The 23,747-nt window shown below is 47.6% G+C and carries 22 protein-coding genes and 5 tRNA genes; 20 read left to right on the top strand and 7 right to left on the bottom strand.

The features are described 5' to 3' along the window. The first annotated feature begins 21 nt into the window (after positions 1 to 21). The 6 genes from ACXAJH_RS18905 to rocF all read left to right on the top strand — a co-directional run bounded on the left by ACXAJH_RS18905 (position 22) and on the right by rocF (position 1,757). Positions 22 to 107 (top strand) — tRNA-Tyr (locus ACXAJH_RS18905). Positions 108 to 220: 113 nt separating this feature from the next. Then, positions 221 to 295 (top strand) — tRNA-Gln (locus ACXAJH_RS18900). Between the two features lie 90 nt (positions 296 to 385). After that, positions 386 to 458: transfer RNA gene (locus tag ACXAJH_RS18895), tRNA-Lys, on the top strand. Between the two features lie 10 nt (positions 459 to 468). Beyond that, positions 469 to 543, top strand: a tRNA-Gly gene (locus ACXAJH_RS18890). 3 nt (positions 544 to 546) lie between these two features. Then, positions 547 to 622 (top strand) — tRNA-Ala (locus ACXAJH_RS18885). A 232-nt stretch (positions 623 to 854) separates the two neighbouring features. Continuing rightward, positions 855 to 1,757, top strand: a complete 903-nt coding sequence (rocF, locus tag ACXAJH_RS18880; RefSeq protein ID WP_474970259.1) for an arginase — start codon at positions 855 to 857, stop codon at positions 1,755 to 1,757. A 9-nt stretch (positions 1,758 to 1,766) separates the two neighbouring features. On the opposite strand, the gene ACXAJH_RS18875 is transcribed toward rocF, so the two are convergent. Next, positions 1,767 to 1,961, bottom strand: coding sequence for a Spo0E family sporulation regulatory protein-aspartic acid phosphatase (locus tag ACXAJH_RS18875; RefSeq protein ID WP_474970260.1), 195 nt, complete (start codon positions 1,959 to 1,961; stop codon positions 1,767 to 1,769). Positions 1,962 to 2,135: 174 nt separating this feature from the next. Between ACXAJH_RS18875 and sigW the strand changes: the two genes are divergently transcribed. From sigW to glmS, 6 genes are all read left to right on the top strand, one after another. Beyond that, positions 2,136 to 2,699: an RNA polymerase sigma factor SigW gene (gene sigW, locus ACXAJH_RS18870; protein ID WP_027953318.1), complete on the top strand. Its 564-nt coding sequence runs from the start codon at positions 2,136 to 2,138 to the stop codon at positions 2,697 to 2,699. A 15-nt stretch (positions 2,700 to 2,714) separates the two neighbouring features. Next, positions 2,715 to 3,377, top strand: coding sequence for a zf-HC2 domain-containing protein (locus ACXAJH_RS18865; RefSeq protein ID WP_474970261.1), 663 nt, complete (start codon positions 2,715 to 2,717; stop codon positions 3,375 to 3,377). 142 nt (positions 3,378 to 3,519) lie between these two features. Then, entirely contained in the window at positions 3,520 to 4,332 is an 813-nt protein-coding gene (cdaA, locus tag ACXAJH_RS18860) for a diadenylate cyclase CdaA (RefSeq protein WP_027953316.1), read from the top strand. Then, positions 4,325 to 5,296, top strand: a complete 972-nt coding sequence (locus tag ACXAJH_RS18855) for a CdaR family protein (RefSeq protein ID WP_474970262.1) — start codon at positions 4,325 to 4,327, stop codon at positions 5,294 to 5,296. Before cdaA ends, ACXAJH_RS18855 begins: the two co-directional genes overlap by 8 nt. A 57-nt stretch (positions 5,297 to 5,353) precedes the next feature. Next, entirely contained in the window at positions 5,354 to 6,700 is a 1,347-nt protein-coding gene (gene glmM, locus ACXAJH_RS18850; protein ID WP_474970468.1) for a phosphoglucosamine mutase, read from the top strand. A gap of 486 nt (positions 6,701 to 7,186) precedes the next feature. Further along, positions 7,187 to 8,989, top strand: a complete 1,803-nt coding sequence (gene glmS / locus ACXAJH_RS18845; RefSeq protein WP_474970264.1) for a glutamine--fructose-6-phosphate transaminase (isomerizing) — start codon at positions 7,187 to 7,189, stop codon at positions 8,987 to 8,989. A 43-nt stretch (positions 8,990 to 9,032) separates the two neighbouring features. Here the strand turns inward: glmS and ACXAJH_RS18840 are convergent, their stop codons facing one another. Beyond that, positions 9,033 to 10,181: an FtsW/RodA/SpoVE family cell cycle protein gene (locus tag ACXAJH_RS18840; RefSeq protein WP_474970265.1), complete on the bottom strand. Its 1,149-nt coding sequence runs from the start codon at positions 10,179 to 10,181 to the stop codon at positions 9,033 to 9,035. Positions 10,182 to 10,347: 166 nt separating this feature from the next. Next, positions 10,348 to 10,635, bottom strand: a complete 288-nt coding sequence (locus ACXAJH_RS18835; RefSeq protein WP_474970266.1) for a phospholipase — start codon at positions 10,633 to 10,635, stop codon at positions 10,348 to 10,350. Between the two features lie 276 nt (positions 10,636 to 10,911). Between ACXAJH_RS18835 and trxB the strand changes: the two genes are divergently transcribed. Beyond that, entirely contained in the window at positions 10,912 to 11,865 is a 954-nt protein-coding gene (gene trxB / locus ACXAJH_RS18830; RefSeq protein ID WP_474994926.1) for a thioredoxin-disulfide reductase, read from the top strand. Between the two features lie 634 nt (positions 11,866 to 12,499). Here trxB and ACXAJH_RS18825 read toward each other — a convergent pair. After that, positions 12,500 to 13,117 carry a LysE family translocator gene (locus ACXAJH_RS18825; RefSeq protein WP_474970603.1) on the bottom strand — a complete coding sequence of 206 codons (618 nt, stop codon included), beginning with the start codon at positions 13,115 to 13,117 and terminating at the stop codon, positions 12,500 to 12,502. Further along, the gene (locus ACXAJH_RS18820) at positions 13,117 to 13,596 is read right to left on the bottom strand and encodes an Lrp/AsnC family transcriptional regulator (protein ID WP_474970269.1); all 480 of its coding nucleotides are present in this window, start codon (positions 13,594 to 13,596) and stop codon (positions 13,117 to 13,119) included. The genes ACXAJH_RS18825 and ACXAJH_RS18820 overlap by 1 nt, the downstream gene beginning before the upstream one ends. Positions 13,597 to 13,915: 319 nt before the next feature. Here ACXAJH_RS18820 and cydD point away from each other — a divergent pair, with 319 nt between their 5' ends. Then, positions 13,916 to 15,640: a thiol reductant ABC exporter subunit CydD gene (cydD, locus tag ACXAJH_RS18815; RefSeq protein ID WP_474970270.1), complete on the top strand. Its 1,725-nt coding sequence runs from the start codon at positions 13,916 to 13,918 to the stop codon at positions 15,638 to 15,640. Then, on the top strand, positions 15,637 to 17,343 hold the full coding sequence (gene cydC, locus ACXAJH_RS18810) for a thiol reductant ABC exporter subunit CydC (RefSeq protein ID WP_474970600.1): 1,707 nt from the start codon (positions 15,637 to 15,639) through the stop codon (positions 17,341 to 17,343). The genes cydD and cydC overlap by 4 nt, the downstream gene beginning before the upstream one ends. 73 nt (positions 17,344 to 17,416) lie before the next feature. On the opposite strand, the gene ACXAJH_RS18805 is transcribed toward cydC, so the two are convergent. After that, positions 17,417 to 17,764, bottom strand: a complete 348-nt coding sequence (locus ACXAJH_RS18805; protein ID WP_474970272.1) for a hypothetical protein — start codon at positions 17,762 to 17,764, stop codon at positions 17,417 to 17,419. Positions 17,765 to 17,897: 133 nt separating this feature from the next. On the opposite strand from ACXAJH_RS18805, the gene ACXAJH_RS18800 reads away from it, so the two are divergent. From ACXAJH_RS18800 to ACXAJH_RS18780, 5 genes are all read left to right on the top strand, one after another. Further along, entirely contained in the window at positions 17,898 to 18,845 is a 948-nt protein-coding gene (locus ACXAJH_RS18800; RefSeq protein WP_474970273.1) for an MBL fold metallo-hydrolase, read from the top strand. Positions 18,846 to 18,969: 124 nt separating this feature from the next. Next, positions 18,970 to 20,682 carry a DNA-binding protein gene (locus ACXAJH_RS18795; RefSeq protein ID WP_474994925.1) on the top strand — a complete coding sequence of 571 codons (1,713 nt, stop codon included), beginning with the start codon at positions 18,970 to 18,972 and terminating at the stop codon, positions 20,680 to 20,682. A gap of 81 nt (positions 20,683 to 20,763) precedes the next feature. After that, positions 20,764 to 21,147, top strand: coding sequence for a carbonic anhydrase (locus ACXAJH_RS18790; protein WP_474970275.1), 384 nt, complete (start codon positions 20,764 to 20,766; stop codon positions 21,145 to 21,147). 87 nt (positions 21,148 to 21,234) lie between these two features. After that, positions 21,235 to 21,456 carry a hypothetical protein gene (locus ACXAJH_RS18785; protein WP_474970276.1) on the top strand — a complete coding sequence of 74 codons (222 nt, stop codon included), beginning with the start codon at positions 21,235 to 21,237 and terminating at the stop codon, positions 21,454 to 21,456. Positions 21,457 to 21,929: 473 nt separating this feature from the next. Beyond that, a complete protein-coding gene (locus ACXAJH_RS18780; RefSeq protein WP_474994924.1) occupies positions 21,930 to 23,054 on the top strand; it encodes an NAD(P)/FAD-dependent oxidoreductase in 1,125 nt (374 codons plus the stop codon). A gap of 224 nt (positions 23,055 to 23,278) precedes the next feature. Here ACXAJH_RS18780 and ACXAJH_RS18775 read toward each other — a convergent pair whose 3' ends face one another. Further along, positions 23,279 to 23,701, bottom strand: coding sequence for a VOC family protein (locus ACXAJH_RS18775; protein ID WP_474970469.1), 423 nt, complete (start codon positions 23,699 to 23,701; stop codon positions 23,279 to 23,281). Positions 23,702 to 23,747 lie beyond the last annotated feature (46 nt).

Below are 23,747 nucleotides of genomic sequence, written 5' to 3'. Positions count from 1 at the left end.
GGCCGGCACCACTTTTCAAGTGGAGGGATAGCGAAGTTGGCCAAACGCGGCGGACTGTAAATCCGCTCCCATCGGGTTCGTAGGTTCGAGTCCTACTCCCTCCACCATTTTTATTTTATTGTTTCATAAGAAGCTGACTTAATCATCAGCTATTTTTTATGAAAAAATTCCACATGATTGTATAATATTCTTAAGTTGGTTATACTAATTTTGTACTTGTTGGGCCATAGCCAAGCGGTAAGGCAACGGTTTTTGGTACCGTCATGCGCTGGTTCGAATCCAGCTGGCCCAGCCATATTTCCTTTAAGAATAAGACTACCATGTGTTGAGCATATTCCATATATTGAGCGCATTGCTCATAAAAAACGAGTATCATTCTTCATAGGAGCCATTAGCTCAGCTGGTAGAGCATCTGACTTTTAATCAGAGGGTCGAAGGTTCGAATCCTTCATGGCTCATCTCTTTTTCGCGGGAGTAGTTCAGTGGTAGAACACCACCTTGCCAAGGTGGGGGTCGCGGGTTCGAATCCCGTCTCCCGCTCCATATGGGGCCTTAGCTCAGCTGGGAGAGCGCCTGCTTTGCACGCAGGAGGTCAGCGGTTCGATCCCGCTAGGCTCCACCATTACATAGAACCAAATAGATCCTGGTGATCTTTTATACGATAGAAAGCCTGACATAGAACTTGTCAGGCTTTTTTTATATCTGGTGATCGTTGTTTTGGCAGGCAGCTTGTAAACATGCATGATTACCACTATAAGGCAGGAAATAACGTATATATATACACAATGATGTCCAGTTGAGTCATCTTTAATAAAACGGATACAATGAAAATAGTGTAAAAAGGAGGAACTTTAATGAATAAACAGCTTTCAGTAATCGGAGTACCCATGGATCTTGGTCAAATGCGCAGAGGAGTCGATATGGGTCCAAGTGCTATCCGGTATGCAGGGATGGTTGAACGTCTAGAGCAGTTGAGTTATACCATTGAAGATCTAGGAGACATTGAGATTCCTCGTCCGAAGCATCAGACGGATGTAAAGCATGATAACCTCAGGAACCTTCACGAAATAGCTGAAGGAACGAGCAGACTGGCTGAAGCGGTCGATCAGGTCATCGAAAACAACCGTTTCCCTCTTGTATTAGGAGGAGATCACAGTATTGCTATGGGGACTCTTGCAGGAGTCGCAAAACACTACAATAATCTCGGAGTGATCTGGTATGACGCTCACGGGGATTTAAATACAGCGGACAGTTCACCGTCCGGAAATATTCATGGCATGCCGCTGGCAGCAAGTCTGGGGATCGGGCATGAAAAGCTTACGGGTATCCATGGCTATTCTCCTAAGATTAAGCCTGAGAACATTGTCATCATCGGTGCCCGCTCTCTGGATGAAGGAGAGAAAGTACTGATTAAGGAGCAGGGAATCAAAGTCTATACGATGCATGAAGTGGATCGTATGGGAATGACTAAAGTCATTGAAGAAGCCGTGGACTATTTGAAGGACAGGACAGACGGCGTGCACCTCAGCCTTGATCTGGACGGTCTGGACCCGAATGATGCGCCGGGTGTCGGGACACCTGTTATGGGCGGCCTGAGCTATCGGGAAAGTCATCTGGCTATGGAGATGCTTCATCAATCGGAAATGATTACCTCCGCAGAATTTGTGGAAGTCAATCCTATCCTCGATGAAAAAAATAAAACCGCCGGCGTAGCGGTCGGTTTGATGGGTTCTTTATTTGGAGAAACTCTGAAATAAGTTCGATCATTAACAGTAACCTGCTTTACTTAAGGCGGGTTGCTGTTTTTTATATTGTACTTCGTCATATTCATTAAGAAGCTGATCCAGCTTAACGCTCACTTTGACAACTTCGGGGGATGTTAAGTGATGGAGGCGGGCTAAACGGCTCATTTCCAAACGACAAGCTTCGATTTCTTCCGTCAACGAAGTCACTCGCGTCATGTTTTGTAGTCCTCCTAAGAAATTTTTTACATTTACAGCTTTATATCCGATACTAAAAAAAGTTAAACTTATATTTAGGAAAAAGATATATATTTTTTTATATGTTTTTTTGAAACTTTGAGGCGAGGTCATCCGTAAAGGATATCGACCGCACATATAGCGGAGGTATAACAAATGGAAACCATGATAAAACAGAAAATAAAACAAGTGAAAAAGGGAGATCAGGCAGCATTTGAAGACATTGTTTCTTTTTATCAGAACAAGGTCTATCATATATGTCTGCGGATGATCGGGAACTCATACGAAGCTGAAGATCTTGCACAGGAAGCATTTATCCGGGCCTATACAAACCTCCACACGTTTGATGAGCGGCGCAAATTCTCAACATGGCTCTATAGAATAGCCACCAACTTATCGATCGACCGCATTCGGAAGAAGAAGCCGGACTATCACCTCGATGCTGAAGTGAAGGGCACGGATGGACTGGATATGTACTCTCAGCTGGCTGCAGACCAGGCACTGCCTGAGGAAGAGGTCGAAAGCCTTGAGCTGCAGACGTACATCCATAAGGAAATCCTTGCCCTGCCTCCGAAATATCGGAGCGTGATTGTTCTGCGGTATTTGGATGAGTTAGCTCTCCAGGAAATCGCCGAAGTTCTTGATATTCCCGTAGGGACGGTGAAGACAAGGGTGCACAGAGGAAGGGAAGCACTAAGAAAACGGCTTCGCCATGTATGAAGGAGTTGAGAGGGAATGAATTGCAGTAAAGAAGCCATTACACTCATGCATAAGTATTTAGACGGCGAATTAAACACAGAGGAAGAACGACGACTGAGAGATCACCTGCAGAGCTGTCCGTCCTGCCAGAGCCATTTTCATGAATTGAAGCGGACGACTACGCTGATTACCAATACATCTCCAGTTTCTGCACCGCCTCGGTTCACGGCAAATGTGATGAACAGTCTTCCAAAGCAGAAAAAACGGAGAAATTATATACGCCGGCTGCAGCAGCATCCGATTCTGACCGCCGCTGCTGTATTCTTTATTCTCATGTTCAGTGGCATTTTCACAGCATGGAATCAGGATCAGCAGGTAACGGTATCCAAACAGGAAAACCTTGAAATCAGAGAGCACACGGTGATTGTACCGGATGGTGTCACGGTTAAGGGGGACCTTGTCGTTCGAAACGGAGACCTGCGGATTGACGGGGCTGTCGATGGAAATGTGACCATCATTAACGGAGACATCCTGGAAGGAACATCCGGGGACCAGGGATCAGGGGAACTGAACCGTTCAGATCTCAGAGCCTACTCAGGGGAATTGACCGAAGTGAACCAGATTTATGAATGGGTTTGGTATCATACGAAACAAACCGTGTCAGATATTTTCTCCTTCGGGTCCGAACAAGAAGACTAAAGGCAGGATGACATAGGTCATTCTGTCTTTTTTTTGGGTATGATAAGATCAGGACAGGTTCTGATATATTCAAAAAAACTTATGTGATATAATGGTAAATGTGAATTTTTCAGATTTATTTTATTTAAAAGGAAGTGTAGGCATGCTTGATGGGGGACTGGATGTTTTAGATTACCTGCTGATAACTGTGGATATCGCCCTTGTCTGGTTTGTTGTATATAAATTAATCATGCTGATCCAAGGGACGAAGGCGGTCCAGCTTCTAAAAGGAATCTTCATTATCCTGGGGATATGGCTGCTGAGTAATTTATTTGGACTAACCACACTGCGATGGCTCATGTCACAGGCCATCACCTGGGGTTTCCTTGCTATTATCATCCTATTCCAGCCGGAGCTGAGAAGGGCTCTGGAACAGCTCGGGCGGGGAAGCTTTTTCAGCAGGAATTCGTCAGAGGAAGAAGATACGGAAAAAACACTGCAGGCGATCATTAAATCCTGCAACTATATGGCCAAGCGCAGAATCGGAGCCTTGATTACGATCGAGCGCGATACGGGCATGGGAGACTATGTGGAGACAGGGATCCGGGTTAATGGACATTTATCCAGTGAGCTGCTCACCAACATATTCATACCGAATACACCGCTTCATGATGGAGCCGTCATACTTAAAAATGATGAAATCGTAGCTGCTGCCTGTTATCTTCCGTTGTCGGAGAGTCCTTTTATCTCGAAGGAACTTGGAACACGGCACCGGGCGGCGATGGGAATCAGTGAAGTGACAGATGCGCTGACAATTGTTGTATCTGAGGAGACCGGGGCGATTTCCTGTACGAAAAATGGTGAGCTGCACCGCGAGCTCGATCAGGTGAAGCTCGAGGAAATGCTGCGTACAGAGCTTGATTACTCTGCTCCTGCCGTTAAAAGCTGGAACTGGAGGGGGAAAAAGAATGGATAATTGGTTTAAAAGTGTATGGTTTATCCGGATTATCTCCCTTCTTTTAGCCGGTCTGCTCTGGGTGACGGTCAATGTCGATAACAACATGGATTCTGACTCGCTGTTTTTTAATGAGACATCGTCGGAATCTGAAACGATGGAAAACATTCCACTTGAAATCCGCTTTGACAGTGAAGAATATGTGGTCAGCGGGATCCCTCAGGATGTGACCGTGACGGTCGAGGGTCCAGCGGGAGCTGTAGCCCCTGTTTCACGTCAGAAGAACTTCAACGTATTTGTCGACTTGAATGACCTTGGACCTGGAACCCATGAGGTATCCCTCCAGCATTCAGGAATCAGCAGCCAGCTGGCTGTTTCCCTTGAACCGAAAATTATTGAAGTGGAAATTGAAGAAAAAACGACCGAAAATTATGATGTAAGCATCGATTATGCAAATGAGAACAATCTGGACACCAGCCTGGAGCTTGGAACACCGGAAGTCTCTCCGGCTCAGGTGGAGATTACAGGCGCAGCATCGGTCGTTGAACGGGTAGCTTCTGTAAGAGCCATCGTTGATGTGGGCGCAGCTGAAGATACCGTTGAGCAGGGAGAAGCCCCTGTAAAGGTTTACGACAATCAGGGCAATGAACTGAACGTTCTTGTAGAGCCTGCGGCTGTTGATGTAAGCGTCCCTGTATCCAAACGAACGAAAGAGGTCCCTGTGACGCCGGAAGCAAGCGGCGGTACTCAGGAAGGGGTTCTGATTGAAGAAGTAACAACGGAAGTCGAAAATGTAACGTACCAGGGCCCTGAAGAGGTCCTGGCCGGTATTGAAGAACCTGTTGAAATTCCAGTGGATGTTACAGAAGTGACCGAAGATCAGGTGGTTGACGTTGATGTACCCCTGCCGGACGGCACGACAGCCGTATCACCGGAAACGATTGAAGTCACCATTGACGTCCTTGATGATCAGCAGGGAGAGTAAACCAGAATAATTATACTTAATTGATATGCATAGGACAGAAAGAGAGGTTCGTTGAAAATGGGTAAATATTTCGGAACAGACGGCGTTCGTGGGATCGCCAACAAAGAATTAACACCAGAACTGGCTTTTAAACTAGGACGTTACGGCGGTTATGTTGTAACCAAAGGGGTGGAACGTCCGAAAGTTTTAATCGGCCGTGATACTCGTATTTCCGGCGAAATGCTGGAAGGGGCACTTGCTGCTGGTCTTCTCTCTATTGGAGCGGAAGTGATGCGTCTCGGCGTCATCTCCACACCAGGGGTGGCCTTTTTGACCAAAGCGCTTCAGGCAGAGGCTGGAATTATGATTTCTGCTTCCCACAATCCAGTGGAAGACAACGGCATCAAATTCTTCGGTCCGGACGGCTTTAAGCTGACGGATGACCAGGAAGCGGAAATCGAAGCACTGATTGATGCAGAACAAGACGATCTTCCACGCCCATCCGGTGCGGATCTTGGTCAAATCAATGACTATTTTGAAGGCTGCCAGAAATACCTGCAGCACTTGAAGCAGACCGTGGATTATGATTTTGACGGCCTTCATATTGCGCTTGATTGTGCACACGGGGCGACGTCTTCACTCGCTTCTCATCTGTTTGCCGATCTGGAAGCGGATATTTCCTCCATCGGTTCGTCTCCGGACGGCCTGAATATTAATGCTGGGTTCGGGTCGACGCACCCGGAAGCTCTTCAGGCCCTTGTTAAAGAGAAAAAAGCGGATATCGGACTTGCTTTTGACGGCGATGGGGATCGTTTGATTGCTGTCGATGAGAAAGGAAATATTGTAGACGGCGACCGTATCATGTTCATCTGTGCCAAATATATGAATGAGAAAGGTCTCCTTAACCATTCTACAGTCGTATCCACTGTCATGAGTAACCTTGGATTTTATAAAGCTGTGGAAGCCAACGGCATTAAGAGTGATAAAACAGCTGTCGGCGACCGCTATGTGATGGAAGAAATGCGCCGTGGCGGCTACAACCTCGGTGGAGAGCAATCCGGACACATCATCTTCCTTGAACATAACACGACAGGGGACGGGATGCTTTCCGCTCTGCAGCTTGTAAACGTCGTTAAAGAGACAGGAAAGCCTCTCTCAGAGCTTGCTGCGGAGATGGAGAAGTTCCCACAGGTTTTGATAAATGTAAAAGTCATTGATAAAAACCGTGTACAGACTCACCCGCGCATTCAGGAAGCCATCCAGGCAGTGGAAGAGGAAATGGGAGACAGCGGCCGTGTCCTTGTCCGCCCTTCCGGAACAGAACCACTTGTGCGGATCATGGTGGAAGCTCCGACAGAAGAGCAATGTGAAACTTACTGTAACAAAGTCGTTGCAGTCGTTGAAGAAGAATTAGGTATGGAATAAAGCATGGACGCGCAGCTCTTCACAGGATAGGAGAGCTGCGCATATTCTATTACAAGGTCCTTACAATTCATGATCGCCTCTAATTTTTATTGACCTTTTTCACAAGGCTCAGGTAAAATATGACTTGTACTTGAAAAATCTGTCGAAATCCTTTTAATAGGGAAAAGCTAAGGGTAACAGATGAGAGAGGCTTTATTTTGAAACAGATAGGGAGGATAGAGGTCATCAATCATTAAAAGCGCCAGGACTGTGCAGATGGAACGTTTCTATGCGCAGTTGACGAGGTGGAGGTTCATCGAGCATTCGGCGGATGCCTCCCGGCTGTGACACTTCAGCCGTTGGTTCAGCTGTAAAACGGAAAGGCGACTTTTCGAACAATACGGCTGGATAAAGTGCACAAGATATAGATCGTTGAGGGAGAGGGGCAGCGAATAGCCCCGTGCTGACATTCATTGCCCTTCTCGTAAATTAAGGAGGACAACAATTATGTGTGGAATTGTAGGATATATTGGACAACAGGATACAAAGGAAATTTTGTTAAACGGACTGGAAAAGCTTGAATACCGCGGATATGACTCTGCCGGAATTGCTACCTTGAATGATAACGGCGTTGAAGTAACGAAAGTCAAAGGCCGTATTGCAGCGCTGCGCAGTGCAGTCGATGAAAACGTAGCATCCACTCACGGCATCGGCCATACACGCTGGGCCACTCACGGAGCTCCAAGTGAAGAGAACGCCCACCCGCACCAGAGTACTTCCGGCCGTTTTACACTCGTTCATAACGGCGTTATCGAGAACTATGTAGATGTGCGTGATGAATACCTGGCAGGAGTTGAACTGAAGAGTGAAACAGATACAGAGATCATCGTCCAGCTGATCGAAGTCCTGCACAATGAAATGAACGATGTAGCGGCTGCCTTCCATAAAGCTGTGAAGCTTCTGACAGGTTCCTATGCGATTGCTCTCATCGATCGTGAGAACAAAGACACGATTTATGTAGCAAAAAACAAGAGCCCGCTTCTTGTAGGTCTTGGTGATGATTTCAACGTTGTAGCGAGTGACTCTATGGCGGCGCTTCACGTAACGGATCAGTTCCTTGAGCTGATGGATAAAGAAACAGTGATCGTCCGCCGTGACGGTGTTGAAATCCTTTCTCCTGAAGGTGACGTGGTCACTCGTGAGCCGTTCACAGCTGAAATCGACGCGACAGATATCGAAAAAGGCACCTACCCTCACTTCATGCTGAAGGAGATTGATGAGCAGCCTTTCGTTATCCGTAAAATCATCCAGGAGTACCAGGATGAAAACGACGACATTAAATTGGATGCTGACATCCGCAATGCGATGAAGGAATGCGACCGTATTTACATCATTGCTGCGGGAACAAGCTATCATGCCGGTCTTCTCGGCAAACAGTTCATCGAAAAACTGGCGAATATTCCAGTTGAAGTCCACGTGGCAAGTGAATTTTCCTATAACATGCCGCTCTTGTCCGAGAAGCCGTTGTTTGTATACATCTCCCAAAGTGGGGAAACGGCAGACAGCCGTTCCGTTCTTGTTCAGACGAAAGAACTTGGCCACCCGGCCCTGACGATTACCAATGTTCCAGGATCCACCCTCTCCCGTGAGGCGGATTATACACTGCATCTGCATGCGGGTCCTGAAATTGCGGTAGCGTCCACAAAAGCTTATACAGCCCAGATGGCTGTCCTTGCGATTCTGGCTGTGGATACAGCCCGCGCTAAAGGAATCGAGCTTGATTTTGATCCGATGCAGGAGCTTGGAATTGTAGCGAATGCTATGGAAGCCTTGACGGATCAAAAAGAAGAGCTGGAAGAGCTGGCCCGTGAATACCTGCCGGTGACACGGAACTGCTTCTTCATCGGTCGTGGAATCGACTTTTATGTCGGTCTTGAAGGTTCATTGAAGCTGAAGGAGATCTCCTATATCCAGGCGGAAGGATTCGCTGGTGGAGAGCTTAAGCACGGAACCATCGCTCTGATTGAAGAAGGCACGCCGGTTGTAGCGCTTGCGACACAGGAAAACGTCAACTACTCCATCCGTGGAAACGTACAGGAAGTGGAAGCACGTGGAGCTAACAGCATGATCATCAGCATGAAAGGTCTGGATAAGGAAGGCGATGCCTTTGTCATTCCTCACGTTCATGAGATCCTGACACCGCTTGTATCTGTTGTACCGCTTCAGTTGATTTCCTATTACGCAGCACTGCACCGTGACTGTGACGTAGACAAACCACGGAACCTTGCGAAAAGTGTAACCGTCGAATAAGACCAAAAAAGCTTCAGAGGAATCGGTCCTCTGAAGCTTTTTTTTATTCTCCGAACATATAGGTTTTATGATGGTACGATATCGAGAAAGCGATGCCGAGGGCCATCAGGTTTCCTAAGAGGGCACTCCCCCCGTAACTGATGAATGGCAGCGGAATCCCTGTAATAGGAAGGAGCTGCACAGACATGCCGATGTTTTGGAAGACGTGGAAGGCGATCATACTGATAATCCCTACCATGACATAGGAGCTGTAATGACTGTTCGCTTTAAAAGCGATTGTCGTGAAGCGGTAGATCAGGAAGAAAAACAGGATAATGACGACACACGAGCCGAGAAATCCATATTCCTCCGCAATGATACTGAAAATAAAGTCCGTTTGAGCTTCAGGCAGATACACTTCCCTTTCCCCGAAGCCTTTACCATACAGCTGCCCCGACCCTATCGCCCGCATGGCTTTGACGAGCTGATAGCCTGAGGAATCTTCATATTTGGTCGGCTGGAACCAGGAATAGATCCGTCCCAGCTGGTATTCCTTTACCCCGAGGTATTTATCCAGAATTTGTGGAGCTTGGATCGCCAGCCAGATCAGGCTTGTCCCCAGTGCTGAAATGACAGCGAATATCGGCAGGATAATTTTCCATTGGATTCCGGAAACCAGGACAAAACCTGCAAGTATGGCTAGAAAGACAAGGCCTGTCCCTAAGTCAGGCTGCTGCATGACTAAAAGGAATGGGACGCCTGCAGCGGCTCCCAGCTTAAGAAGGAGCAGAAAGTCCGACTTCAGCGTCGAGACGCTTTTGCTGTTATGATTAACGGCAATTCTTCCGAGAACGAGTATCGTAAAAATTTTAACAAGCTCTGCAGGCTGCAGAGACAAACCTGGCAGGGTGAACCAGCTTTTCTGTCCTTTAATGACAGGAGCGATGGATGATGGTGCCAGGATCAAGGCAATAAGTAAAACAAGACCGAAACCATATAAGTACCAGCTGATCTTTTTAAAATCTTCGGGATCCACGATCATCATAAACCCAATAACGACTCCGCCGACCCCGTACCAGACCAGCTGTTTGAGTACGAAATTCTCATTGTACTGCGTACTTTGCTGAGCGCTGAACAAGGCGACGGAGCTGATCGCAATAAAACAGCAGATAATAAAGAACAGCTGCCAGTCAAACCTTTCTTCGAATTTCATGATTAGTCCTACATCCTCTCGTGTTGGCGACGCATGCAGAATAAGCGTGCTGTTGACTATTATAAGCACAGAATTGGGTTTTGAAAAGTGACGGCGGCCTATATTTCATAATAATTTCCTTAGGATCAAACCATAAAAAAAAGAAAGACAGCTTCCTTTGTCTTTTTTAAAACGAACAGGTGAACAGGCGTTGGAATTTCATATAGTTATACATCGCACGGGCGTGACGTCCCTCACGGGTCCGTGGGTTCTGGAGCTGTCCTAAACGACGAATGAAAGCATCATCACAATAACAGTAATTCTTTGTATAGCGGTAGCACTCATCATGTGCTTTACAGGCAGCATCGACGGCATTGACCGGCTCTCCCGGGCCGCTGCATCCAGGACCGCAGTATTTGTAACCGGGAAACACACAAAATCCAGGGCGGCGTGCAGGTCTTCTTCGTCCAGGCATAGAATCACCTCCATATCCATGATCTGATGATAGTGTATGCTCAAAGCGCCGATTTGGGGTGGTCACTTGTTTATCCCTGTTTAAAAAAGTAGAAGGCAGCTACGGGTCCGTTTTAAAAGTGGAAGAGGAAACCTCCCTTGTTTATGGAAAGCGGGAACGTCTGATAAGAGGGGTCTTCCCTGCCCCCATCTTTCATCAGTTCCTAAGGGAGAGGCATGACTTTAAGCAAAAAGGGATATAACACTAATACGAGTCATTTTAAAAGGAGGCACTTCTATGACCTACAAATCTGTCATCTTAGGAACAGGACCGGCTGGTTTGACAGCCGCCGTCTATCTTGCACGCGCAGACATGGAACCCCTGGTGATCGAGGGACCTGAACCTGGAGGTCAGTTGACCCTGACCACAGAGGTGGAGAACTTCCCCGGTTTCCCGGATGGCATCATGGGGCCTGAACTTATGGATAATATGAAAAAGCAGGCCGAGCGGTTCGGCGCTGTTTTTAAACGGGGCTGGGTAACAGATGTCCAGGTGGATCAGCGGCCATTTACCCTTCAGGTGGATGGCATCGGTGAAATACAGACGAACAGCCTGATTATCTCCACAGGGGCTTCCGCCAAACTGCTCGGTATTCCCGGCGAGAAAGAGAATATCGGAAAAGGAGTGAGCACCTGTGCAACCTGTGATGGGTTCTTTTTCCGCGGGAAAAAAGTTGTGATCATCGGCGGCGGCGATTCGGCGATGGAAGAAGCGACCTTCCTGACCAAGTTTGCGAGTGAGGTGCAGGTGATCCATCGAAGAAATGAACTGCGTGCTTCTAAAATCATGCAGTCCCGGGCACAGGAAAATGATAAGGTGACGTGGGCTCTAAATAAAACGCCGGTGGAGATGGTCTCAGACGGGATGAAAATTTCGGGCATCAAAGTGAAGGATAATGAAACCGGTGAAGAGGAAGTTATCGATACAGATGGGATTTTCGTTGCCATTGGTCACAATCCAAACACAGATTTTCTGAAAGGAAAGCTGGATATGGATGAGAAGGGTTATCTTCTTGTGGAGCCAGGAACGACCAATACGAATATCCCCGGCGTCTTCGCCTGCGGGGACGTCCAGGATCAAAAGTACCGTCAAGCCATTACAGCAGCCGGCACGGGATGTATGGCTGCAATGGATTCTGAACGCTTCCTGGAAGGGGAAGCGGCTGTCGATTGGAGCCAGAACCTTTCTTAGTAAAAGGCTGCCCTGGAAGGGGCGGTCTCTTTTTATTTCCAGATGCATACATTTGAATATTTTGAAATTAGCTAAAGGGGAGTATCAGACGAAGTTCTGAGACATGTTCATAGAAGGAGCATTTCTTCTGAATCCAACTGCACCACATAAACAGCCTCATGCCTTTCAGGAGAAATTTCTTGCTGAGGTGGACCCATTCTTTATTCAAACCGCTCCTGCTCTCATATATAAACGAATATCTGTGTTGTTCCATAGGGTTTTATACATAGGCCCACATCCCCGTTGATTGTAAGGTAGAGAATGGAAAAATCGTCTGAAATATTGGTGGAATAACAAGCAAGAATCATAAAGGGTGAAAAGCTTTGAACGTTTATTTAGATTCAAACATCATTTATTGATCCATTTTTTTAAGAAAACTATAGTCTTTTGACTTTAGAGTTAAGCAAGGAATCATAGATATTTTCACGCCTACATTAGTATATGATGAAGCTTGGAATAACTACAAAGAACAAATTGAAGGTATATAGACCATGTAAGCACCCCTCATATCTTTTCTTGATCCATAAGAAGATCAATGAACCAGTGAAACATTAAATATATGGACAACACCCCAATAATATTATGAGATCAATCTCTAACCAACAAGTCCAGTAACTAAACTATATACTCCAAACGACGATAATATAATTCCAGAAATGCGATTAATCAGGCTCAAATAATCATTCTCTAGTCGATTGCCTAATGTTCCTGCAAGGCTACTTAATAATAACCACCATAATGATGAACCTATAAAAATCCCTGCGACTAAAATTAAGCCAGGTGCCGTTGCATTGTTAGTTGTAATTCCTAGGCCTGAGATAATGGCGATAAATGATAAAATTGTAACTGGATTAGTAATAGTTAAAAAGAAAGTAGATATGAAAGCTGAAAACGGTTGGTTACCTTTGGCTTCAGCTGATCTATTTGAAGGTTTTGAAATAAATATTTTCACTCCTAAATAACATAAGAATATACCGCCAATAAGATGAAGCCACAATTGTTGACCAATTAAAAAGTTTGTTATAAATGTTAAACCGAGACCAGCAATTATTCCATATATTCCATCTGCTGTTGCAGCCCCTAATCCAGATACAAATCCAGTTAACTTACCATGTTCAAGAGTTCTGCGGATACATAACACCCCAATTGGTCCAACTGGAGCAGCAATACTAATTCCAATGAACAGTCCTTTTAGTAATAGTTCCCCGAACATTACTGTTCACCTGATTTATTAAATTTTGCTTTTTGTAAGGGGACCCGCAAAGTTTCTTTTGTTGTATCCATCACAATTGTTGTTTTTGTCCTCCGTACACCTGCAAGGTTTTTAATTTCATAACTTATTACTCGGTCCAAATCCTTTGTATTTTGGCAACGAATTTTCAATAAATAATCATCTTCCCCGGCAATATGATGACATTCCTGCACTTCTTCCAAATCCTTGACAAGCCTTAAGAAATCTTTCCTGAATGTTGGTTTTTCTAATGAAACTGCCACAAATGCTGTACATTCTGTTCCTACACTTTCCCCATTTACCATTGCGCCAAGTTCTTTTATTACTTCATTGTTTAACAAACGATTAACACGGTCTGCAATAGATGGAGCAGATAATCCAGTTTGGGAAGCTAATTCAGCCCAAGTAACCCTTCCATTATCAATTAGTGCTTTCAATATTTTGTAATCAAAGTTATCCAACTGATTTTTCCTCCTTTTATAAATTTTTTACTATCATATTATTTATAAAATAAAAAGTAAAGGTTATTTCCATTAACCTCCTGAAAGGTTTTCGGCATACTAATCCTCATCACAGGTTTGATAAGGTGTTTGCGACGATAAGCGACCGGGGTAAGTTATCCGTTGAGATTGTATGACTGGCGGCAGAAAAGGGGACGATGTTAAAGAATTGTCATAGAATCCTCAGGCTTCTCTTTAGAAAAAAGGGTGTCTTTCCTTTATAATAAAAGTAATGTGAAAAACTTCACAAAAAATACGTGTAAGGAGTTTTCTATAGATTATGAAGCATCTCAGCCGCTTTGCTTTTGCTGATCGAAAAGGGATGACGCTGTTAATCCTCACGTCTCTTCTCATCGGAGCCAGTGTCATCGGTCAATCCTATTATTTCGTTGCGATTGTGGATCGGATTTTTCTTGGTCAGCAAAGCCTCCAGGATGTTCTGCCTTTGTTTGCCGGGCTGTTTCTCGTGTTGGCTGGACGTACTCTCTTCACATGGCTCAATGGAAAAACGGGCATCCGTCTTGCTTCGAGAGCTAAAGAGCATTACCGGCATCGTTTGATTGAAAAAATGTCCAGGCAGTCGATCTCCACATCGGTGACCGGGCGGTCCGGACAAAAGGTGAGTGTACTCATGGATTCCGTGGATGAACTGGACGGCTATTTCAGCCGCTATATTCCACAAATGATACAGACCCTCATTATCCCTGTGATGATTTTGGCCGTTGTGTTTTCCGCCCATCTTTATTCCGGGCTGATCATGGTAATCACAGCTCCTTTCATTCCGATGTTCATGGCGATCATCGGTGTGATGACGAAGAAGAAATCGGAAGACCAGATGGAGAAGCTTTCGGCTTTTTCCGGACAGTTTCTGGATACCCTTCAAGGACTTGTTACGTTGAAGCTTTTCAACCGCAGTCATCGCCAGCAGGAGGAAATAGAATCGAGCAGTCTCGGATTTAAAACGGCTACGATGGAAGTGCTGAAGGTGGCCTTTGTGTCCTCCCTCATGCTTGAGTTCATCTCCATGCTCAGTATTGGCCTGATTGCTCTTGAGATTGCCATCCGCCTTGTTGTGTATGAAAGTGTCTCTTTTTTCACCGCTTTTTTCATTTTGATTCTTGCACCGGAGTTTTACTTGACACTGAAGGAGTTCGGCAGTGCGTTCCATACGGGACGTGGAGCTTCCGGGGCCTCCAAGCAGCTGGAGGAGACGTTGAACGAAGAGGACCATTCGTTGGTATGGGGAGATCAGGGGCTCACGTATGAACAGCCTCCGGCCTTGTCTCTCCGCGCTGTTCAGTTTCAGTATGAGGAAGGATTCGCTCTTGATCCGGTATCGGTGGACATTCCAGCAGGGAGTCAACTGGCGGTGGTCGGAAAGAGTGGATCAGGCAAGACAACCCTGCTCAATATTTTTTCGGGACTGCTTGCTCCTTCATCTGGTGATGTAGACGTGAACGGACGTCCGCTTTATTCGTACAAGGAAGCGGACTGGTTCAACGGTGTCAGCTACATCTCCCAGCACCCGTATCTTTTTTCGGGTACGATTGCAGAGAATATGGCGATTGGAGTTCCCGGCGCCTCCAGGGAAGAAACGGCCCGTGCAGCGGAGAAGGCCGGCCTTTCCCAGCTGCTTGAGACGTTGGAGGATGGATTGGATACATCAATCGGTGAGGGCGGAAGAGGTTTATCCGGCGGGGAGAAGCAGCGCATTGCACTGGCCCGTGCCTTTTTGAAAAAGCCTTCCGTCATTCTGTTTGATGAGCCGACAACAGGGCTGGATGTGAAAACAGAGACTGTCCTTCAGCGCTCCATTCAAGAGCTGTCGGAGACGGCGACTATGATTACGGTCGCCCACCGCCTCCATACGATTCAGGCAGCCGACCAGATTCTTGTACTCGATGAGGGACGTGCTGTGGGTACAGGCACCCATGAACAATTAAAAGCTGAGCTGCCTCTATATCGGCAGATGGTCACAATGCAGAAAGGAGGAGAGGGGGCATGAAAGATCTCAAAGAAGTCATTCGTCTCGTTACGCTTGAGAAAAAAGATATTCTCCTTTCGATTCTCTTTGGTTTTCTCGCTGGTCTCTCTGCTGTAGGCTTGTTTGCTTCCAGCGGGTACTTGATATCCAAAGCGGCACTGCTACCTCCTTTATATGCGCTGACTGTCCTGATTGCTTTTTTAAAGCTGTTTGGGTTTGCCAGGGCGCTTGGCCGGTACGCCGAGCGGTACTTTTCCCACAGAGCGACCTTTTCGATTCTGAGCCATCTGCGGGTTACGTTTTATAAGCGGCTGGAACCGATCGCCCCGAGGCTGTTTCAAAAGTATCGGAGCGGAGACCTGCTTGCACGGATTGTCGGAGACGTGGAAAGTCTGCAGAACTTCTTTTTACGAGTGTATTATCCACCCGTCGTGCTCGTCATCATTTTCTTAGGGACAATGGTGTTCACGTCCATCTTTTCGCTTTCGGTGGCCGTGGTTCTGCTGCTCGGACTCGTTGTAACGGGACTGGTGATCCCGGCCTGGTACAGTGTGAAGCAGAGGAAATCGAGCCGGTTTGTCCGCGAGTCCAGAGGACAACTTTCTACAGAGGCCACTGAATTCATCTATGGATTCAGAGACTTGAAAATTCATCAACAGCTTTCTGAAAAACAGGAGATGCTGCAGCAGGCTTCACACGTTTACCTCCAACAGCAGGAGAAGGACAGCCGTGAGATGCTTGCCAGCCATTCCTGGAACACGTTCGTGACGCTGATCGTTTCATGGGTCGTCCTGGGCCTCGGAGCGTTTCTCGTCTCTTCCGGGGACTTGAACGGGTTGTTCCTTGCGATGCTTGTGATGATTTCCCTGACTGTTTTTGAAAATGCGGCACCTATGGCTGTTCTGCCTGCGCATTTGGAGGACAGCCGGAGAGCATCTGCCCGGTTATTTTCCCTGGTGGATGAAGAAAAAACAGAGAACGGGACAAAGGAAATGGATGATTCCGATGCCCCCTCTATCAGGATGGAGAACGTCAGCTGGCGGTTTCCTGAAGAACCGCGCCAGGCGTTGACGGATGTTTCCTTTTCCATTCCTTCCGGCAGTAAAACAGCCATCGTAGGAGCAAGCGGCTCAGGGAAGTCGACGATCTTCCAGCTGCTGTTGAAGTTCCATACGGCAGATGCGGGCGTCGTGAAAGTCGGTGGAGAGGATATCCGGACCCTTGACGAAGAGAGTCTCTGGGCCCACACCAATGTGATGCTGCAGGAGAACCACTTTTTCTTCGGTACCATTGGTGACAATTTAAGTATGGCAAATGAGGGTGCGACAGAAGAGCAGCAGCAAGCGGCTCTTGCTTCTACAGGGTTGCCCTTTTCCCTCGATAAACAAGTCCTTGAAAAAGGAGAGAATTTATCAGGAGGGGAAAAACAGCGTCTGGCGGCTGCTCGTGCCTTCTTGAAAGGGAAGCGGCTGTGGCTGCTTGATGAACCGACCTCTTCGGTGGACACGTTGACGGAGAGAGGCATTTACGACCGCTTATTCCACCAGGCTCAAGATGATACCGTCATTCTGATAAGCCACCGGCTGAACGGATTGGAAAGGATGGACCAGATCATCGTTATGGAAGATGGGAAAATTCAGGAATCCGGATCCTATGAGGACTTGATGAGCCGCCGTGGTCTATTTTATGAAATGAAACAGATTGAGCAGACGATTCTTGCGTGAATGAAAAAAGGCCGCCACACGATTGTGGCGGCTGTTTTAAGTTCGTTTGAGATAAGACATAAGCGTGATTCCCTTAGTAATAGTATGGATATGGATAAGGGTAGTAATAGGGATACGGACGGAAGGCGTAAGGGAACAGAGCTAAGGTGGCGAGACCGGCAATCGGATAAATGCCTCTTCGGAACCGGCGGGCCCTTCTGCGTCTATATCCATACTGGCGTTCATCCATCACCTGTCCTTGCTCATCGACGACGACGTCTTCGCTGATCAGGATGGTGAAGCTGTCTCCGGAAACGTCTGTGAGGATCCCATCAAAGGACCGGCCATCCTCCATCTCGACCATCACGTGAAAGTGCTTCATCTTTTTACAATCGCTGTACCCCGGTTTGGAAGGGGTTTGTGGATGACGTTCTTCAGTCATTGAAACCAACTCCTCACCACCCATGATATTCACCCAGCCCATTTTTGTGACTCTTTCTCTACACAAGAAAACGTTATCATTTTATGGAAACTTCTAGTAAACTGAAGATAAATCTAAGGGAGAGGTGAGCCGATTGGAAAAGAAAGCACCCACAGCATTAGGCGAGGATCTGTATCTGATTGACGGTTATGATTTAGGCTTTGAGGGACGTACAGGTACATATGTGTTCAAAGAGGAGTCTCCGGTGTTGATTGAAACCGGACCGAGCCCATCCATTCCATATGTGCTGGCTGGACTATCAGATCTGGGGATCCGCCCGGAGGATGTGACGTCGATCATTTTGACTCATATTCATCTGGACCATGCCGGCGGGGTGGGGCTGCTTTTGAAGGAATGTCCCAACGCTGAGGTGATTGTCCATAAGAAGGGGAAACGCCACCTGGCCGATCCGTCCAGACTGGTGAGGGGAGCCCGTATGGTGTACGGGGATGTTTTTGATCAGCTGTTCGACCCTGTCCTTCCTGTTCCGGACGAAAGGCTGGTTGTAAAGGAAGAGGGGGAGACTTTGAAGCTGTCAGATCACCGGACATTGACGTTCTATGACAGCCCTGGTCATGCCGGCCACCATCTCGCCGTCTACGATTCACGAAGCAGAGGGCTTTTCACCGGTGATACCGCAGGGATACGTTATCACCACGTGGAGGACCGGATGGAACCGTTCTTCCTTCCTACAACCTCTCCCAATCAATTTGATCCGGACGTGATGATTTCCTCGATCGAAAAGATGGAGAGCCTTCAACCCGAACGCTTGTATTTCGGTCATTACGGGGCGTCGGAGGATCCTGAACGAGCGTTTGATCAAGTGAAGAAATGGATTCCTGTTTTCGTAAGTGAAGCGAAGGACGCTCTGGAACAGGGAGAAGGTATAGAAGGAATACAGAAGCGGCTTCATCTGCGTGTGTCCGCCTACCTCAACCGAAATGGCGTTCCCGATGATCATCCGGTATACCAGCTGCTTCAGCTCGATTTTGAAGTGTGTGCTATGGGTCTTGCGGATTATCTCCAAAAACAAAATGTCTGACCTCTTAATCTTCGTTTGATAGATCAAGGGCGCTTCCTCTATCCGTCCTTCGGAAAACTTTTTGAAACCAAAGAAGGGCGGATACGTAAATAAGCTGTAGACATAGAAAGGAGTTCTGACTTTTATGATAGGAATGCTGATTACAGCTCTATTATCTTTTATTTTATTTTTCATCCTGACGTTCATCGTCTATTGGAAAAACCGTATGAGAAGAAAGAAGATTATGAGGACAGCCGCCGGCGTATTTATTTTCGGCTTTATCCTCATGTTCGCGATTGCCTATGCGTTCATGCCGACCATTACGATTCCGAATATGCTGATCTTGAACAGTATTACCGCCATCCTGTTCGTGCCGCTTGTTTATGGCGGAGCCAAGGTGCCTGTGCAGTATCAGACGATGCACCGCTCGTTATCGGGCGTCATTGTTCTTGTGACCGCTGTTTTAATCGTAGGCGTATTCGTCTACAGCATTTTTGCCCTGCAGGACAGCCATGATTCGATCGCCAAATCGGAGGAGGCGGAGGCCCGCCCATTGAATGAGGAAAATACACCGATTTCTGTCGCGCCTGAATCGGCCCGTAACAAAGTGCAGAAAGCGATGAGTGTCGTCCCGAACACCCAGTTTTATGATCTTGGAAAGCTTCAGGCGCAGCAGGTGGACGGGGATATCGTCTACGTCGCTCCAGTGGAATTCTCAAGCTTTTGGCGCTATGTACGGGGAAATGAGACGGAAGGATACTTCACGATCGCAGCGACGAACATTAATGCCCAGCCTGAGTTCGTCCAAAGCAAAATGAAGTATACCAACTCGAGTTATTTCAACCATAACGTCCAGCGCGTCGTTTACAGTGCCCACCCGGACCATATTCAAAGCGGGGAAGCCCAGATTGAAGTGGATGATGAAGGGAAGCCATGGTACGTACAGACAATCTACAAACCGCTGTTCTTTTCCAACCGGCCGGATATGCAGGAAATCAAAGTCGCCGTTGTAGACCCGGTGACCGGCGATGTGGAAACCTATCCGGCTTCAGAAGCGCCGGAATTTGTTGAAGGATCGGTCAGTTCCGAACTGGCTGCCACGGAGAATGAATACTTCGGGAAGTACATCAACGGATGGTTGAACTCCATTTTTGGTAAAAAAGATGTGAAAATCCCGAACGAATCCGGAACAGAGAGCAGTGTGACCCCGATATTCGATGAGAACGGGGCCATGTACTACTTTACGGATATGGCTTCACCTAAAGAAAACATCGATTCAGCCCTTGGTTATACATTGATTGATGCCCGTACTGGTGAACTGACGTATTACAACGGTCAGCAGAACCAGGGGATCATGGACAGTAAAGGGGCAGTGCAGATCGTGAACAAGCAGTATCCAGAGAAAAACTGGACCGGAACGATGCCGGTGCTTTACAACGTGGACGGACACCCGACGTGGATTGTCAACGTTCTGGATCCGAACGGCCTCTTTAAGCAGTACGCCTACATTAAGGCCGCCGATTCTGATTTTGCTGTCTTCGGGGATACGGCCAAACAGACGCTGAACGCCTACCGTCTCCAGATTGCCCAGGACCCAAGCAATGTGGAAGGTAGTCAGGAAGTGGACCTCACGGAGAAGAGCGGCGTCATCAAACGTGTACTCGTAACCTCCACTGAATCCAGACAGTCGGTGCAGTTCCTCCTTGAAGGAGAAACGACCATATATACCGTTACGACCAGCAAGGCTCCGTTATCGATCTTCCTGAAAGAAGGAGATCAGGTGAATCTTGAAGCGCGTATCCGGGAAAATGGAACCGGTACGGTGGAAACGATGCAGATCGAAGGCATCAGCAATTAAGAAGGCAGCAGGGGTTTGGCCTCCTGCTGTTTTTTCTTTATGATAAGATAGAAAACATAGAAAAAATGAGGAGGAATTTTTATGTCTGAAAAAACGTTTGCCACCGCTATCAACTGTATGGATGGAAGAGTACAGCTGCCGGTTATTTACTGGATGCAGAAAAAATACGATACAGCCTACATCGATATGATTACAGAAGCCGGCCCGACGAAGTTCCTTTTGGAAGGATCAGAAGAGCAGCTGGCTGCTGTGAAAACAAAAATCAACATCTCCACCGATAATCATGGATCCAATGTTGTCGCTGTTGTCGGCCACCATAATTGTGCCGGAAACCCAGTCGATCGTGAAGTGAAGGAAGGGCAGATCAAACAGTCTGTCGACCTTGTGAAGTCCTGGGGCTTCGGTGTAGAAGTCATCGGTCTGTATGTGAATGATCAATGGGAAGTGGAAGTCGTTGTAGGATAGAGGATTTTCCTTCCCCGCATCGAATGTATACCGTACAACGGGGGATCGGCCCGCGGTTATACATTTGATACGGTAAGGAGTGGGGAAATGGAGCAGGTGAATGGATTTGACTTCGTTGGCAGCGCGCACGATCCGATTTTTTTGGAATTAAGGAAATTGACAGAGGGTTGTCCAACCGTCACCATCGCTTCCTACACCGTCACGCTGAATGCTTTTTCACTCTTTGAGATTGAAAGCGTCGGCATCCATGACTGTGTAAGTACCTTGGAGCAATGCTATCGCTACTTATGTACACACACAGCGGAATGACTGGGAAAAGGCGTCTCAGGCTGTAGAAAAGTCCGTGTTATCCAGTTAGAGTTGTCCGTATGTCATGTTGAGAGGGCACGTTCTTCTTTCGGTGGATGCCTGCCGCGGGCACGGCCTCAGCTGACTTGGTCAAGAAAACCATTGGACCAAGTGGATCTTCGGCTCGCGCTGTTCCCGCAGACGTCACCACTGAACGCTCCACGTGCCGATGCCTGTGGGAAGACAGCTTTATCCTATGATAAAAGAGAACGTTGAGCATAGCTGCTTCGCCGTTTCAAAAGGACAGGCTGCGTTACGGCCGCCTGCGTGGGAAGATTCTATCCATGACCACTCCTTTGGAGGCACTGGAAAAAAGGTTTCTCCACAGAAAAAGGCGTCTCACAAGGAGACGCCTTTTTCTATGGAGAGATTTGAGTCCCGGCGCATTGTCCTATACAATAGATGCAGACAATGAGCGTGAAAAGGAGTTCGTTATGAAGAGATATATCATCGTAGGAGCAGGTATTTTAGGAGCCTCGACCGCTTACCATCTGATCAAAGAAGGGGCGGACGTCACTATTGTGGACCGGAAGGATGAGGGCCAGGCCACAGAAGCCGCTGCAGGCATTGTCTGTCCGTGGCTCGCACAGCGCCGGAATCAACGGTGGTACCGTCTCGTCAAAGGCGGCGCAAGGTATTATCCTGATTTGATCCAGCAGTTGGAAGCGGATGGCGAGCACGAGACCGGTTATAAAAAAGTGGGAGCGGTCAGCCTGCACACCAACCCGGAAAAACTGGAGAAGACCATTGAACGGGCGGAAAAACGGAGGGAGGATGCACCGGAAATTGGTGAAATCACACGACTTTCGCCGGAAGAAACACGCACCTATTTCCCTCTGTTATCAGAGGAAAGCTATGAAGCGGTTCATGTCAGTGGCGCGGCCCGTGTCAACGGCCGCGCGCTCCGTGACGCATTAATCCGAGCTTCAAAAAAGCGTGGAGCCGTCATGATGCATGGCGATGCCTCCCTCACTTTTGAAGGGGATACCGTGACAGGCGTGGAAGTGAACGGACGGAAGCTGGAAGCGGATGAAGTGATCGTCACCGCAGGCGCCTGGGCGAAGCCGTTGTTCCAGCCGCTCGGGATCCAGTTCCTTTCCCGTCCCCAGAAGGCACAGATTGTCCATTTGGATGTAGAAGGTACGGAAACCGCGGACTGGCCGGTAGTTATGCCGCCGAACAACCAATATATGTTGTCTTTTGGTGGGGGACGTATGATTGTTGGAGCCACGCACGAGACAGATGCCGGATTCGATCAGCGTCAGACAGCCGGAGGCCTTCATTATATTTTAGATAAGGCTCTGGAGGTGGCTCCTGGTCTTCAAGACAGTACTTTTGTGGAAAGCCGTGTCGGGTTCCGGCCGTTTACGCCGGGTTCTCTGCCGGTGTTTGGCCGGATTCCTGGATGGAAAGGCGTGCTGACGGCCAATGGTCTCGGGGCTTCCGGTCTTACCTCCGGCCCCTATCTTGGCGCAGAGCTTGCCAGGATGGCCCTCGGACGTGATACAGAATTGGATGCAGAAGACTACAGCGTGGCAGAAGCACTGGAAGAAGCGTAAAAGACCGTGTATTCAGTCAAAGTTGTCCGTATATCGTGTGGAGAGACATGTTCAGCGGGAGAACATTGAGCACAGCTTCGCAGACTCAATGGAACCTGTCGTTTGTGTGAGACAGGTCATGTTTGTGAACAAGCGCTGCTGAGGCTTTTAGAGGCGCTGGACAAGAACGTGGTTTCTTTACAAGTTGAAAAGACAGGGGACCAAGAGGTTCCCTGTCTTTTTTATCATTCCTGCTTGTTCGGATAGTCGCAGTATTCAATGATGGTGCCCTCGGTGTCGGCGGGATTCAGATAAATGAGCCGTCTTCCGTGCTTGTTTGTTCTCCGGGACCATTCCAGGGTGCGTATCCCTTGAGCATGAACCTCTTCTATGGCTTCATCCAGGTTCTCCACTTCGTAAGCTACGTGGTGGACGCCTTTGCCTTTCTGCTTAATGAAGCGGGCGATCGGCGAGGTGGTGTTATTCGTCGGCATCAGCAGTTCTGTGCGGCTGCCGTGCACATCCATCACAGCAATTTCACTTTCCACGCCTTCGGCTTCATTTCGATAGCGGTCAATCAGGGTTCCGCCTAAAACCTCTGTGTAGAATGTAATGCTTTCTTCAATAAGGCGTACGGCAACGCCGATATGGTCGAGTCTTTTTTCCAACATGGATTCTCCTTTACAATCTGCGTGCGTTTATTGTAGCACAGCT

Source organism: Halobacillus sp. ABD4_316 (assembly GCF_056161385.1).
Note: the sequence above shows the minus strand (reverse complement) of the source record. Positions and strands in the feature narration are given on the sequence as shown.

Excerpts from the sequence above, each read along its gene's own strand:
- ACXAJH_RS18780 (WP_474994924.1), top strand. The coding sequence starts at position 21,930 with ATGAAGAGATATATCATCGTAGGAGCAGGTATTTTAGGAGCCTCGACC.
- ACXAJH_RS18790 (WP_474970275.1), top strand. The coding sequence starts at position 20,764 with ATGTCTGAAAAAACGTTTGCCACCGCTATCAACTGTATGGATGGAAGA.
- rocF (WP_474970259.1), top strand. The coding sequence starts at position 855 with ATGAATAAACAGCTTTCAGTAATCGGAGTACCCATGGATCTTGGTCAA.
- ACXAJH_RS18795 (WP_474994925.1), top strand. The coding sequence starts at position 18,970 with ATGATAGGAATGCTGATTACAGCTCTATTATCTTTTATTTTATTTTTC.
- cydD (WP_474970270.1), top strand. The coding sequence starts at position 13,916 with ATGAAGCATCTCAGCCGCTTTGCTTTTGCTGATCGAAAAGGGATGACG.
- trxB (WP_474994926.1), top strand. The coding sequence starts at position 10,912 with ATGACCTACAAATCTGTCATCTTAGGAACAGGACCGGCTGGTTTGACA.
- ACXAJH_RS18875 (WP_474970260.1), bottom strand. The coding sequence starts at position 1,961 with ATGACGCGAGTGACTTCGTTGACGGAAGAAATCGAAGCTTGTCGTTTG.
- sigW (WP_027953318.1), top strand. The coding sequence starts at position 2,136 with ATGGAAACCATGATAAAACAGAAAATAAAACAAGTGAAAAAGGGAGAT.
- ACXAJH_RS18825 (WP_474970603.1), bottom strand. The coding sequence starts at position 13,117 with ATGTTCGGGGAACTATTACTAAAAGGACTGTTCATTGGAATTAGTATT.
- cydC (WP_474970600.1), top strand. The coding sequence starts at position 15,637 with ATGAAAGATCTCAAAGAAGTCATTCGTCTCGTTACGCTTGAGAAAAAA.
- ACXAJH_RS18785 (WP_474970276.1), top strand. The coding sequence starts at position 21,235 with ATGGAGCAGGTGAATGGATTTGACTTCGTTGGCAGCGCGCACGATCCG.
- cdaA (WP_027953316.1), top strand. The coding sequence starts at position 3,520 with ATGCTTGATGGGGGACTGGATGTTTTAGATTACCTGCTGATAACTGTG.
- glmM (WP_474970468.1), top strand. The coding sequence starts at position 5,354 with ATGGGTAAATATTTCGGAACAGACGGCGTTCGTGGGATCGCCAACAAA.
- ACXAJH_RS18840 (WP_474970265.1), bottom strand. The coding sequence starts at position 10,181 with ATGAAATTCGAAGAAAGGTTTGACTGGCAGCTGTTCTTTATTATCTGC.
- ACXAJH_RS18865 (WP_474970261.1), top strand. The coding sequence starts at position 2,715 with ATGAATTGCAGTAAAGAAGCCATTACACTCATGCATAAGTATTTAGAC.
- ACXAJH_RS18835 (WP_474970266.1), bottom strand. The coding sequence starts at position 10,635 with ATGCCTGGACGAAGAAGACCTGCACGCCGCCCTGGATTTTGTGTGTTT.
- ACXAJH_RS18805 (WP_474970272.1), bottom strand. The coding sequence starts at position 17,764 with ATGACTGAAGAACGTCATCCACAAACCCCTTCCAAACCGGGGTACAGC.
- glmS (WP_474970264.1), top strand. The coding sequence starts at position 7,187 with ATGTGTGGAATTGTAGGATATATTGGACAACAGGATACAAAGGAAATT.
- ACXAJH_RS18855 (WP_474970262.1), top strand. The coding sequence starts at position 4,325 with ATGGATAATTGGTTTAAAAGTGTATGGTTTATCCGGATTATCTCCCTT.